The sequence below is a fragment of the Paramicrobacterium fandaimingii genome (assembly GCF_011751745.2).
GTDB classification, from domain to species: Bacteria; Actinomycetota; Actinomycetes; order Actinomycetales; family Microbacteriaceae; genus Paramicrobacterium; species Paramicrobacterium fandaimingii.
The window spans coordinates 949,026-961,827 of sequence record NZ_CP061170.1 but is presented as its reverse complement, the minus strand read 5'-3'; the positions used below and the strand labels follow the sequence as shown (position 1 = coordinate 961,827).

The 12,802-nt window shown below is 64.1% G+C and carries 9 protein-coding genes; 3 read left to right on the top strand and 6 right to left on the bottom strand.

Features of this window, described 5'->3' with window-relative positions; all coding sequences use genetic code 11:
- Positions 1-3: 3 nt before the first annotated feature.
- From HCR84_RS04660 to HCR84_RS04645, 4 genes are read right to left on the bottom strand one after another with little or no spacing between them, the layout of a single operon-like run.
- Entirely contained in the window at positions 4-606 is a 603-nt protein-coding gene (locus tag HCR84_RS04660; protein WP_166984040.1) for a Na+/H+ antiporter subunit E, read from the bottom strand.
- A complete protein-coding gene (locus HCR84_RS04655; RefSeq protein ID WP_244972567.1) occupies positions 603-2,168 on the bottom strand; it encodes a Na+/H+ antiporter subunit D in 1,566 nt (521 codons plus the stop codon). The genes HCR84_RS04660 and HCR84_RS04655 overlap by 4 nt, the downstream gene beginning before the upstream one ends.
- Complete coding sequence (locus HCR84_RS04650; RefSeq protein ID WP_166984041.1) at positions 2,165-2,641, bottom strand: sodium:proton antiporter; 477 nt, start codon at positions 2,639-2,641, stop codon at positions 2,165-2,167. The genes HCR84_RS04655 and HCR84_RS04650 overlap by 4 nt, the downstream gene beginning before the upstream one ends.
- Positions 2,638-5,538, bottom strand: a complete 2,901-nt coding sequence (locus HCR84_RS04645; protein WP_166984042.1) for a Na+/H+ antiporter subunit A — start codon at positions 5,536-5,538, stop codon at positions 2,638-2,640. The genes HCR84_RS04650 and HCR84_RS04645 overlap by 4 nt, the downstream gene beginning before the upstream one ends.
- A gap of 514 nt (positions 5,539-6,052) precedes the next feature.
- On the opposite strand from HCR84_RS04645, the gene HCR84_RS04640 reads away from it, so the two are divergent.
- Positions 6,053-8,161 (top strand): sigma-70 family RNA polymerase sigma factor, encoded by a 2,109-nt coding sequence (locus tag HCR84_RS04640; protein WP_166984043.1) that lies wholly within the window; start codon positions 6,053-6,055, stop codon positions 8,159-8,161.
- 76 nt (positions 8,162-8,237) lie between these two features.
- Here the strand turns inward: HCR84_RS04640 and HCR84_RS04635 are convergent, their stop codons facing one another.
- Entirely contained in the window at positions 8,238-9,470 is a 1,233-nt protein-coding gene (locus HCR84_RS04635) for an MFS transporter (RefSeq protein ID WP_166984044.1), read from the bottom strand.
- 225 nt (positions 9,471-9,695) lie between these two features.
- On the opposite strand from HCR84_RS04635, the gene HCR84_RS04630 reads away from it, so the two are divergent.
- Together HCR84_RS04630 and HCR84_RS04625 are read left to right on the top strand one after the other, a co-directional pair.
- Positions 9,696-11,381, top strand: a complete 1,686-nt coding sequence (locus HCR84_RS04630) for a sodium-dependent transporter (RefSeq protein ID WP_195706690.1) — start codon at positions 9,696-9,698, stop codon at positions 11,379-11,381.
- Positions 11,378-11,491, top strand: coding sequence for a methionine/alanine import family NSS transporter small subunit (locus tag HCR84_RS04625; protein WP_166984045.1), 114 nt, complete (start codon positions 11,378-11,380; stop codon positions 11,489-11,491). The genes HCR84_RS04630 and HCR84_RS04625 overlap by 4 nt, the downstream gene beginning before the upstream one ends.
- Before the next feature lie 59 nt (positions 11,492-11,550).
- Here HCR84_RS04625 and HCR84_RS04620 read toward each other — a convergent pair whose 3' ends face one another.
- Positions 11,551-12,801 carry an MFS transporter gene (locus HCR84_RS04620; RefSeq protein WP_166984046.1) on the bottom strand — a complete coding sequence of 417 codons (1,251 nt, stop codon included), beginning with the start codon at positions 12,799-12,801 and terminating at the stop codon, positions 11,551-11,553.
- Between the last annotated feature and the right edge of the window lies 1 nt (position 12,802).

Below are 12,802 nucleotides of genomic sequence, written 5' to 3'. Positions count from 1 at the left end.
TCGTCACGTGGCATCACCGCCTCGATCGATGGTGACGGATGCCGCGGACCCGGCACGCACCCGCGTGACGTCGGCCTTCGTGCCCAACGCAAGGGCGATGCGCTTCTCTGTGCGAATGACCTCGTCTTCGAAGGCAGCGACCGCTGCATCCGTGCGCACATTGATGACGTGCACATAGAGGACGGAGTCTTCGCGGTCGACATCGAGCACGATCGACCCGGGAACAATCGATATCGACTCGGCCGTCCACGTCATGATCAGGTCGGAGCGCGTGCGCAGCGGAATCGCCACGATGGCGTTCGACGGCACGTATCGCGGCTTCAGCACAAGCCACGCGATGTCGATCGACGCGTGCGCAATGTCGTAGAGCAGACGGGCGAAGAAGATGACCGTGTACCAAGGATTCACTCGAATGCTCATGTCGACGGCGGGCAGATAGAATACGATCGACACGGCGAGAGAGAGAATGACTCCGGTGATGAGCGAGAGCCAGGTGAACTGACCCCACAGCAGCATCCAGATCACCACGAGGCCGACAGAGAGAACGACGAGTCCGCCGGCAGACGAACTCTCTTCCGGGGGCTTGACTTCTGGTGCGTCGCTCATCGCTCCCCCTCCCCGAAGACGGCGCTCACATAGTTGTCTGGGTTGCTGAGATTCTCTGCTGCCCTGTCTGTGTAGCCGAACAGCGGTCCGGCCAGCAGGGTGAGCGCGACAGTCACCGCCACGAGTCCGGTTGTCGCTCCGAGCATGAGCTTCGAAATGCTCTTCGTCATGACCGAGCCCGAGTCGTCTGGGCTCTCGCGCAGCGATGCGAGCAGAGGCGACGAATAGCCGGTCACCTCGTTGCGGCTGCGCCAGAAGCCCATATTCCACACCCGCACGAGGGCGTACAGCGTGAGCAGCGACGTCGCGGCTCCCGCGCCGATGAGCACGTAGATGAGCCAATCCGCCTGTTCAAGACCGGCCTGAAACAGGCTCACCTTGCCGAGGAAGCCCGAGAATGGAGGGATGCCGCCGAGGTTCATGGCGCCGATGAAGAACAGAACCGCCACCATGGGCGACGCCTTCAGCACTCCTCCGAGCCGCGAGATCGACGTCGATCCGCCCACGCGTTCCACGAGCCCCGCCGCCAGAAACAGCGTCGTCTGCACGGCGATGTGGTGCACGATGTAGTAGATCGTCGCCGAGAGCGCGTGCACCCCGCCGATCGCGATGCCGAAGATCATGTAGCCGATGTGGCTCACGAGCGTGAATGACAGGAGCCTCTTGATGTCGGCCTGCGCGAGCGCACCGAGAATGCCGATGAGCAGCGTGAAGAACGCCACGACCATGAGCGGAACGCGCAGCGGAACATCGACGAACAGCACATTGTCTGTGCGGATGATCGCGTAGACGCCCACCTTCGTCAGCAGGCCGGCAAACACCGCAGTGACGGGGGCGGGAGCCGTCGGGTATGAATCGGGAAGCCAGAACGACAGCGGAAACACTGCTGCCTTGATGCAGAACGCCATGAGCAGCGCGACGCAGAGGATCGTCTGGATGTCCATGGGCAGGTCACGGATGCGCTCGGAGATGAGAGCGATGGTCACCGTGCCCGTTGCGCCGTAGATGAGCGCGATCGCGGCGAGGAAGATGATCGACGAGACGAGGCTCACGACGATGTACGTCACGCCGGCCCGGATGCGGGAACCCGTGCCGCCGAGGGTGAGAAGCACGTAGCTTGCCGAGAGCAGCATCTCGAATGCCACGTAGAGGTTGAAGAGGTCACCGGCGACGAAGGCGTCGAACACTCCAGCCGCGAGCACGAGGTATGTGGGGTGGAAGATCGAGATCGGGGTCTCTTCATCGTTCTGGTCGGCGATGCCCTGGCCGATCGAGAAGATGAGAACGCCGAGAAGCATGAGCGCCGAGATCAGCAGCATGATCGCCGAGAGTCGGTCGGCGACGAGCACGATTCCCCACGGAGCATCCCACCCGCCGACCTGCACGACGGCAGTGCCGTTCGTATCGACGTCGAACATGAGCGCGAGGCTCAGCACGGTGACGAGCACGAGACTTGCCGTGCTCACGATCACCTGGAGTCGTGAGCGTCGGCCAAGCGCAAGGGTGACCGCCGCTCCAAGCAGCGGAATGGCCACGACGAGCGGCAGAAGCGAGGCGATCATCGGTCCTCCCTCGTCGTGTCGTTTTCGTCGGCGACGTGCTCATCGCTGGCGTCGAGAATGTCTTGGATCGCCTGGTCGTCAACATCGACAGCGTCGAATGCGGAGTCTGTGCTCTCTTCGGTGTCTGTGGCGTGCTCATCGGGCACGGTGTCGCCGCGATCCCCGAGTCGGGCAAGCCACCACGAGCGGTAGATGAGCGCGAGCAGAAACGCGGTGATGCCGAAGTTGATGACGATGGCCGTGAGCATGAGCACCTGCGGCAGCGGGTCGACCATGGGAGCATCCGCTGTTGACCCGTCAACGATGGGCGCCGATCCGCTGGGACCGCTCATGATGAAGATGAGGATGTTCGTGGCGTTTCCCACGAGCAGAAAGCCGATCAGCACGCGCGTCAGGCTGCGCTCGAGCATCACGTAGACGCCCGCCGCATACATCACCGCCATGACGATGACGAGGGTGAGGGATGCTGTCATGCCGCACCTCCTCGTGTGCCGACGGTGACCTCGGCGTCGTCGAGCTGGCGATCGACCTCGCCGCCGAGGCTGCGCAGAATATCGAGAATGAGCCCGACGACGACAAGGTAGACGCCGATGTCGAAGATCGTGGATGTTCCGATGGACAGATGGCCGAGCACCGCGATGTCTGTCTCGAGGTAGGCGGAGGTGAGCGCGTCAGCGCCGAAGAAGAGCGAGCCGACAGCCGATCCGACGGCAAGCAGAATGCCGGCGCCGAGAATCTTTCCCGCGTCGACGGTTACCGCTTCGGCAAGCTCAAAGCGGCCTCCGGCAAGGTAGCGCGCGATGAGCGCGAGTCCGGCCAGCAGGCCTCCGGCGAAGCCACCGCCCGGCTCATTGTGCCCCACGAAAAGAAGATAGATCGACACGATGATGGCGGGGTGGAACAGCAGTCGAACCACAACCTCGAGCAGAATCGACCGGTGGTGAAGCGACAGCGTTCGGCCGGCGAAGATCCAGGTGTGCCGAGTTTCCGTGTCGCCGTGCGCGGGGGCGAGCGGGTCGTGAACGACGTTGCGGCGCCGCGACGATCGGCGCATGGCACGAGCTCCTTCGAGTCTCGGCATCGCCCCCATGCGCCCAGAGACGAAGAGCAGACTCGCGATTCCGGTAGCCACGACGACGAGCACAGAGATCTCGCCCATGGTGTCCCACGCGCGAATGTCGACGAGCATCACATTCACGATGTTGCGTCCGTGCCCCTCGTTCACGGCGAGGTCGGGCAGCTGCTCAGAAATGCTCTCTGCCTGGCGCGCTGCGAGCGCGACGACGCCGACGATCCCCATCGTCAGGCCGACGAGCCCTCCGACCAGCATGCGGCGCTTCTTCTGCTCTGGCTTGTTGTGCTGGGCGATCTTCACCGGAAGACGCCGGAGCACGAGCACGAAGATCACGATCGTCGCCATCTCGACGAGCCCCTGCGTGATCGCAAGGTCGGGCGCCCCGTGCAGTGCGAACAAGGCGACGAGTCCGTACCCGGTGATGCCGACGAGCAGCACGGCCGTCATGCGCTTCTCGACGACGGCCGCCATGATCGCAGCGATCACCATGACGAGCCCGATGACTGGCTGCGCGGGGTAATCGAAGAGGCGGATGCCGTCTGGCCAGGTTCTGTTCACAGACAGCGTGTAGACGATGCCGGCGACGAACACCACGAGAATCGTCGTCAGGTACTGCGAGAGCCCTCCGCGCTGGGCGAAGATCGTGCTGCGCGCCGCGAGCCGGTCGACGAAGCTGACGATCGACCAATACCCGCGCGACGCCTCGATCCAGTCGGGAACCGTGTCTTGCAGGCGTGCGACGAGCGTGCGCCAGGAGAACAGCACGAGGCCGAGGGCAAGCACGCCCGCCGAGATCGCGAGCGCAGCCTCAAACCCGTGCCAGAGCGCGAGGCTCGCGTGCCCGTCGTCTGAGAAGCTCTCGGCGTAGACGCCGAGCGGAGCCCCCAGCACGCCGGGAACGACCCCGAGCGCAACCGTGCCGATGGTGAGCACGATCGGCGAGACGAGCAGCCCGGACCCCTCCGCGCGCAGCGGCGTCGGCTCGCACTTCTCACGGCGGGCGAATGCGCCCCAGAAGAATCTGGCCGTGTAGGCGACGGTGAGAACAGAGCCGACGGCCGTTCCGATGAGGGCAACCCAGCCCCAGGTGCTTCCGGCGAGGCCGGCGTCGATGAACGACGTGAAGACGGCTTCCTTTGCGACGAACCCGAAGAGCGGTGGCACTCCCGCCATCGACAGGCAGGCGATCGCCGAGATGATCATGAGCACGGGTGCTCGCCGGCCGATTCCCGACAGCTTGCGCCAATCTCGCGTTCCCGCGCGGTGGTCGATGATGCCGACAACGAGAAACAGCGTCGCTTTGTAGAGCGCGTGTGCGAGCAGAAGCACGACGGCGGCGAGCCCGGCGTCGTGCGTTCCGAATCCGGCGATCACGATCAGAAACCCGAGTTGGCTGACCGTGCCGTAGGCGAGCACCAGCTTGAGGTCATACTGACGCAGAGATCTCCACGCCCCAACGAGCATGGCGGCCAGTCCCAGAACAACGAGCGTCGGCATCCACCCCGGCGAGTCGGCGTAGCCTGGCGCGAATCGGGCAACGAGGTAGATGCCCGCCTTCACCATCGCAGCGGCGTGCAGGTAGGCGCTCACGGGCGTCGGTGCCGCCATTGCGGCGGGCAGCCAGAAGTGGAAGGGAACGATAGCCGATTTCGACAGCGCGCCAATCAGAATCAAGATGACGGCTGTCGCAACGGCTGCGCCTTCTGGTGGATGAGCCACCATCGCGGCAATCGACGTGGTTCCCGACGCGACCACCATCATCACCACGCCGATGAGCATGATGAGCCCGCCGAACGTCGTGACCAGAAGCGCCTGCAGCGCAGCACCGCGGGACTCCTTGCGCCCCGTGTAGTGACCGATCAGCAGGTACGACAGGATGCTGGTGATCTCCCAGAACATGAACATCACGACGATGTCGTCGGTGATCACGAGTCCGTACATCGTTCCGGCAAAGGCAAGCATGATGCCGGCAAACCGCCCGAGGCCCGGCTCATCTGCCCGAAAATAGTGCGCGCAATAGAGCAGCACGAGAGCTCCGACGCCGGTGACGACGAGCGAAAGCAGCCAGGCGAGAGCGTCGACGCGGAACGACAGTTCGATGCCGAGCGAGGGAATCCACGGGTACGACTCGAGGGCCTCCTCGCCGGCAACGATCATCGGCGTCTGCGTCAGAGTCACGACGAACGCTGCAAGGGGAACCAGCGCGATGACGAAGAACACGCGGGTGGAGAGCCAGCGGGTGAGTTTTGGCGTGACAATTGACAGCACCAAGAATGCAGTCAAGAGCACAGCCATGCGCGTCTCCGAATTGTCGGGGGCGATTTCTCCTTATTCTATAGAGTTCGCTCCGACCGCTCCTGTGAGAAACGACGCCAATCGCGAAGATTCCCACCATGGAATATCTTCACGGCCCGCGGGGTTGGGCCGACACCACACGCAGTGCGACGGAGCGCGGTCACCCCCATTTGGTACCGCGCCCCGCCGCATCCGACCTCGCTGGCGTGCTCCCGAAGTCGGACCCCGGTGAGGTTCAGGTTACCCACCAGGTATCCGTTGTGCTCGCTGGGCGAGACACCCGGGCCACCGCTAGGGACGATGGCGTCCACTGCCGCTGCTCCGAAGAGCCGCTGCACTGTCCTTCACCTGAGAGATGACGAAGAGCGGGAATTATGACGCGACTTTCCCAATTCTTTTTGTGGCTTTTCTCACCGCGGTCGTCGAGAATGGCCGACGGCGTCATAAATTGGCGTCGACAACGTCTCTTAACTGCCAGCCATTATTCGCAACCGATCCTGGAGTAACCGATCCCATGCCTCGCGCCACGCAAAGCGACGCGTCTGACGCGACTCTGCTTACGCGCACACGCGATGGAGATGAGTCGGCATATGCGGAGCTGTGGTTTCGGCATTCGGCTGCGGCACTGACGGTTGCCCGATCGATCACCTCGAGCCTCGACCATGACGACCTCGTGCAAGAGGCGTTCGTTCGCGTCTTCACGGCGGTGCGCAAGGGCGGCGGGCCGAAAGGCGCGTTTCGCCCCTACCTCTTCACGACGCTGCGCAATACGGCAGCGGAGTGGGGTCGCAAGAAACGTGAGACATCGCTGGACACCCTTGAGGCGTTTGAGGATCCGTCGACGAGCGAAGCGGCGACCGAGGCGGCACTCGACCGGGGACTGACGGCGACGGCGTACCGCAGCCTGCCGACCCGGTGGCAGGAAGTGCTCTGGTACTCCGAGGTCGAGCAGATGACGCCAGCCGAGATCGGCCCCTTGCTCGGCATGAAGGCGAACGGCGTCGCCGCTCTGACCTATCGGGCGCGCGAAGGACTGCGTCAGGCGTGGATTCAGGCGCACATCAACTCAGCTGCCGAGGGCTCTGAGTGCCGGTGGACCCTCGAACGCATGGGCTCCTACGCGCGCTCCGCGTTGGGAAAGCGCGACGCTGTGCGGTTCGACAACCATCTCGACGAGTGTGCCAAGTGCACAATCGTCGTCGCCGAGGCGAAGGCCGTCGGCTCGCGCATCGCTCTTGTGCTTCTGCCTCTGACAATCGGCGCGACGGGGGCCAGCGCTTATCTGGCCTGGCTGCAGTCAGGGCAGACCGCGGCGGTCATGGCGATGCCGGCCGGCGTTGCCGCGGGTGTCGGTGCTCCGGCAGCGGTCGGCGCCGGAGCTGCTGCGGGGAGCGGCAGCGCGGGTGGCGGGAGCGGCAGCGCCGGCCCGGGGGCGGGCTCCTCGGCATCCGGGCTCTCTGGAGGGGCTATCGCTGTGGGCGGCACCGTTATCGCCGGTGTGCTGGCAGCGGCGGTTGCTGCGGCCGTCATCTTCATTCCGGCTCTCTTGCCCGGCAACGAGTCAAACCCGACGTCGCCGCCTCAGGCAGCATCCCAGCCGCCGGCGATCGATGACCCAGACGAGGATGCCGCACCGAACGACGATGCGACAGAGGATGCACCGCCCTCGGAGGGCCCTCCGGCGGAGGATTACTCTCCGGTCGTTCCTCCCGCGGATGACCCACCCGCGGAGGAACCGCCTGCGGAGGAACCGCCGGCCGACGATCCGCCCGCGGATGAGCCCCCCGCGGACGATCCCCCCGCAGGCGACTCGGACGAGAGCGGTCCGCCGAACGATGTCGACAACGAGACGATCGTGCCGGATGCTCCGCCCGCGGCGCCGACCGATATCTGGGTCGAGCCGAGCGATGGCACGTCAGATCCGGTGATCTCGGGGAAGGCGGAGCCGGGAAGCACGATCACCGCCACCGCTGAGCCTGCGGGAACGGCGTCGACGGCGTCGGCAGGGGCGGCAACACCGTCGCTGAGCTCGGCATCGACGTCACTCGCTTCCCCGAGCGCAATTCCGGCGAGTCTCGTCTCCCCCGCTGCTGCAGCCGAACCGAGTTCATTCCCCGGGTCGTTCACAACGGAGGCCGATGGTGACGGAAAGTGGACGCTGACCATGGACGGCTTGGAGCCAGGTGACTACACGGTCACGGTCACGGCGACCCTCAATGGCCGCACCTCGGCTCCGTCAGATCCCGTGAGGGTGACGCAAGCTGAGTCCGACGGCGAACCGCTGCCTCCGATTAGCGACATAAGCTTCACCGTCGGCTGGGCCGAAGATGAAGAGTGCGAATTCGACGACAGCCTGCTGAGGGCGTGCCTGGAGATTAGTTCCATGAAAGTCGAGGGTCCCGTTGACACGACCCTCACAGTTGCAATCGGCGGTTATGAATTCACCGGTCTGGTCGACGCTGAAGGCCAAGTCACATTTGGTGAAGAGGGACTGTTCGTTCCCGTGAGCATCGAGAATTGGAACAAGACGACGCTCACTGTCAGTTACGGTGTCCCGGATGGCGACACCAGCATCACTGTCAAGCTGACCCGTTGGCTGCACGGGCCACCAGAAGCGTCCTGACGGTCTGATGTTCGTCGGTCAAAGATGGTGGGTATGGCACCGCTTAGGCACCAATTGTGACCGATGAGATATGGGGTCAGCTTGAGCGATCACGGCGGCGGCCGCGCAGCACCACCGCCAGCACAATGACGAGGCCCACCAGCGTGAGCGCCACGTTGACCAGCGGCAGCGCCTGCACCCCGAGCCACGGCAGCAGCATCGCACCGAGGAACGCTCCCCCGCTGATGCCCACGTTGAACGCCGTCGTGTAGATCGCGCTCGCAGCGTCGCGAAAACGCTCGCTCGCCGTCTGCAGCATCCGCGTCTGAAGCAGCGGAGGCACCATGCCGAATGACAGGCCCCACAGGGCGAGCGCCACCATCGAGCCCCAGAATCCCCCGATGGTGAAGGCAAGGGCAAGAACGGATGCCGCGACGACGGCGAGCCCGATCACGAGGCCGAGCCGCGTGCGACGTGCGAAGACGGTGCCGGTGAGCACGAGGCCGATCGCGCCGGCGCCGCCGTACACGAAGAGCGCGATGCTGATGAACGACGACGGCACACCGACCGGTCCGATGAGGAACGGCGTGACGTAGGTGTAAAACGCGTAGTTGCCGATCATGATGATGGCAACGGTGATGCAGATCACGAGCACCGGCATCACGGTGGAATCGCGGCGACGTGGCGCGCCAGCATCCTGTTTCGACTGCACGTCGCGCGACACGGGCGCAAGCCAGATCAGCACGGCGAACGCGCCGAGGATCAGGCCGATGGAAATGGCGACGAATGCCCAGCGCCAGCCGACAGCCTGCCCGAGCGCGGTCGAGAGAGGGACGCCGAGAACCAGGGCGAGAGTGCCGCCCGCGAGCGTCAGCGACACCGCGCGGCTGAGGTTCTCGCGCGAGACGAGGCGTGCCGCATACGCCGGAACGAGCGACCAGAAGAGGCCGTGCGCGAGTCCGCCCACGATGCGGGCGACGATGACGAGCGCGTAGGTGGGAGCAAGACCCGTTGCCAAGTTGGCGAGTCCGAGCACGACGAGCACGGCGACGATGAGCGACTTGCGCGGCAGACGAACGGTGAGTGCGGTCAGCGGTGCGCTCGTGATGACGACGGTGAAGGCGAAGATCGAGACGAGCAGACCGATCTGCGCCTCGGTGACGCTCAGCGCCGAGCTCATCTCGGGCAGGAGACCCGTCGGCGTGACTTCGCTGGTGATCGCGAGGAAGACGCCGGCGGAGAGCAAGATGAGCCCGAGCCACGGGAACGGCCGGTGATCGGTGTGGATGCTCGCGGAGCGCGGAGCAATGGGAATCGGAGAGGTGGTCATCGGAAGAATCCAACAACGGCGTTCACTCGGGGATGCTTGTGCCCCTGAGTTCGACTTCGCGCCGATGTGCGCGCCCAGGGCTCGACGGGAAACGTGAACCGTCAAATATTCTACGACACGGGCCGATCGCCGACAATTTTCGGCATTCGAACGTCGAATGCTGTGATTTCGCCGAGAATCACGGCATTATGGTGACACTGCATCACTCGAACAACGAGGTGGAAAGTGAAAGCTCAATCTTCAGGCCTGGGTCTGCGGACCCGAGAGACCTTCTCAGGCCGCAATGCCTTCATCTTCGCGGCGATCGGATCCGCCGTCGGTTTGGGCAATATCTGGCGGTTCCCGTACGTCGCGTATGACAACGGCGGTGGCGCGTTCATCGTGCCCTACCTGATCGCGCTCGTCACGGCGGGAATCCCGCTGCTGTTTCTCGACTACGCGATCGGGCACAAGTTCCGTGGCTCCCCGCCAATGGCGTTCCGCAGACTTCACAAGAAAGCGGAGATGTTCGGCTGGTGGCAGGTGGCCATCTGCTTCGTCATCGCCGTGTACTACGCCGTGATCATCGCGTGGGCGGCCTGCTACACCTGGTTCTCGGTCACGAAAGCGTGGGGAGACGACCCGGCCGGCTTCCTCATGGGCGAGTTTCTGCACGTGTCCGATGAGGTGAACGTGCAGTTCTCCTTCGTGCCCGGCGTGCTGATTCCTCTCGTGCTCGTCTGGGTCGCGGCGATCGCCATTCTCGCGTTCGGGGTTCAGAAGGGCATCGCCCGATCGGCGATGATCTTCATTCCGCTGCTGTTCGTGATGTTCATCATTCTCGTCGTGCAGTCGCTCTTCCTTCCTGGCGCTCTCACCGGACTTGAGGCGCTGTTCACTCCGGACTGGAGTCGGATGGCCGACAGCGGCGTCTGGATTGCCGCATACGGACAGATCTTCTTCTCTCTCTCCGTCGCGTTCGGCATCATGCTGACCTACTCGTCGTATCTCAAGAAGAAGACCGACCTCACCGGCAGCGGTTTCGTCGTCGGCTTCACAAACAGCGGGTTCGAGATTCTTGCGGGCATTGGCGTCTTCGCCGCGCTCGGTTTCATCGCCGTTCAGAATGGCCAGGCTGTCGATGAAGTGGCAACATCCGGAATCGGACTTGCATTCATCGGGTTCCCCGCGATCATCTCGCAGGCTCCTGCTGGTGCTCTTCTCGGCGTACTGTTCTTCGCGTCGCTGGTTTTCGCCGGCTTCACGTCGATGGTCAGCATCCTCGAAGTCGTGATCTCGTCTGTCAAAGACAAGCTCGGGCTTTCACGTGTGGGCGCGACGCTCGGCGTCGGCATTCCGATGGCGATCATTTCGATTCTGCTGTTCCCCACGACGACGGGGCTCAACCTTCTCGATGTCACTGATGCGTTCGTCAACAGCTTCGGCATCGTCGCCGTCGCCCTTGTCGTGGTGATCTTCCTCACGGCGGGGTTCACCGCGCTGCCAAAGCTGCGGGATCACCTCAACAAGACATCGTCTGTGAAGATGGGGCGCACGTGGATGATGTTCGTCGGTGGCATCACGCCGATCATCCTCGGCTACATTCTGATCGACTCGCTTCAGACCCGCATTGCCGAAGGCTACGGCGACATGCCCACGTGGTTCGTCGGTGTCTTCGGTTGGGGAATGGCCATCGCGCTCATCGTGGTCGCCTATCTGCTGTCGAAGCTGCCCTGGTCGTCGAAGTCGGCACTGCACGATCCCGATATCGATGGCGAACCCGTTGATCCGCCAATTCTCGACCCTGAGATCGATGCGGCCGAGATGGCACGACACGACACTGAGACGGGCGAGTTCGCCGCTGCCAATGCACACGAAGAGACCGAGCCGACGATGAAGAGATCGCCTCGCAGACGAAAGGACAAGTCATGAACGCTTCAGCAATCATCATGATGTGCGTCGCGATTCTGACGGTGTGGGGCGGCATGGTCGTCTCGATCGTTCACCTGATGCGGCATCCGGAGGAAAAAGACGACGAGTGAGTTCTCAGCAAAGCGGGCGCTGCGTGGCATGAGCTGCGCAGCGCCCGCTCGCGTTTCGGTCACGCCCGTGAGCGTACGCGCGCGGCCAGCTTTTGCGCGAGAAGAATGAGAACAACGGATGCTGCCGATGTCACCGCCGCGACACCGGCATTCGTCGTCGCTCCCGCTGAGCTCTCGATCACTCCCCCGAGCCAAGACCCTGCGGCGATACCTCCGTTGAACGAGACGACAAGGGCCGCGCTTGCGGTAGCGCGCAGCCGCGGCGATGCGGTGCGCATCACGGCGGTCTGCACGAGAGGCGACATCGCTCCCATGGCAACGCCCCACACGAAAACACCGGCAACCACAAGCCACGGAACACTGGGCGCGAGGGCCAGTGCCGCCACGGCAAACGCCATTCCCGCGAACGTGGCGGGAAGCGCGATCGTCGGCCATCGGTCGACAGTCAGGCCGCTCACAATGATGCCGAGGAAGCCTGCGGCGCCAAAGAGCGCAAGCATCGGTCCGGTCCACGCCCCATCGAAGTCCGCCGCGTTGGCCAGGTACGGCGTGATGTACGAGAAGAGCGCGAAGTGCCCGAACGCGAAGATCAGCGCGGCGGCGAGCAGGGCGACGACCGGAGCACGCGTCGCGTCTCTCGCCACGCGTACTTTGACCCCCTGCGTGTCACGTGCGGGGGCGGATGCTTCGGGAACCACGCGCGGCAGAAACCTCACGACCACCAGCGCGAGTGCAGCGACAATCACAGCGACGCCGACGAATGCGGTACGCCAATCTCCGGCGAGGGCGAGAGCTGCGCCGAGCGGAAGCCCAAGCGCGAGAGCGACAGTGACGCCGCCTGTGACAATAGCGAGTCCGCGCCCGAGGTGTCGGGGGTCAAGGATCGCCGTGGCGTACACGATCACGACTGACCACAACAGACCGTGCGCGGCAGCCGTGACAATGCGAGAGAGCAGGGCGATCTCATATGTCGGCGCGATGGCCGTGACGGCGCTTCCGACGGCGAACACAGCGAGCGACCCGGCGACCACGAGACGTCTGTCAACGTTGCGCGTGAGGCGCGCAAGCGGAATGCTGGCCACGATCACCGTGAGTGCCCAGGCCGAGAGAAGCAAACCGATCTGAAGATTGTCGGCGCCGAGAGATGCGGCCATCTGCGGCATGATGGCTGCGGGCAACGATTCGGCCGTCACCGTGACGGCGAGCACGAGCGACAGAATGCCGGTCGCGGCGAAGGGGAAACCCCCGGTTGATGAGGACGGTCTCGCGACAGGTAACTCGGCTGTTTTCGCGGCTGTTGTTTCTGACATG

Bases quoted from the DNA above. Each gene is read 5' to 3' on its own strand.
- HCR84_RS04635 (WP_166984044.1), bottom strand. From the start codon at position 9,470: ATGACCACCTCTCCGATTCCCATTGCTCCGCGCTCCGCGAGCATCCAC.
- HCR84_RS04640 (WP_166984043.1), top strand. From the start codon at position 6,053: ATGCCTCGCGCCACGCAAAGCGACGCGTCTGACGCGACTCTGCTTACG.
- HCR84_RS04655 (WP_244972567.1), bottom strand. From the start codon at position 2,168: ATGATCGCCTCGCTTCTGCCGCTCGTCGTGGCCATTCCGCTGCTTGGA.
- HCR84_RS04650 (WP_166984041.1), bottom strand. From the start codon at position 2,641: ATGACAGCATCCCTCACCCTCGTCATCGTCATGGCGGTGATGTATGCG.
- HCR84_RS04625 (WP_166984045.1), top strand. From the start codon at position 11,378: ATGAACGCTTCAGCAATCATCATGATGTGCGTCGCGATTCTGACGGTG.
- HCR84_RS04660 (WP_166984040.1), bottom strand. From the start codon at position 606: ATGAGCGACGCACCAGAAGTCAAGCCCCCGGAAGAGAGTTCGTCTGCC.
- HCR84_RS04620 (WP_166984046.1), bottom strand. From the start codon at position 12,801: ATGTCAGAAACAACAGCCGCGAAAACAGCCGAGTTACCTGTCGCGAGA.
- HCR84_RS04645 (WP_166984042.1), bottom strand. From the start codon at position 5,538: ATGGCTGTGCTCTTGACTGCATTCTTGGTGCTGTCAATTGTCACGCCA.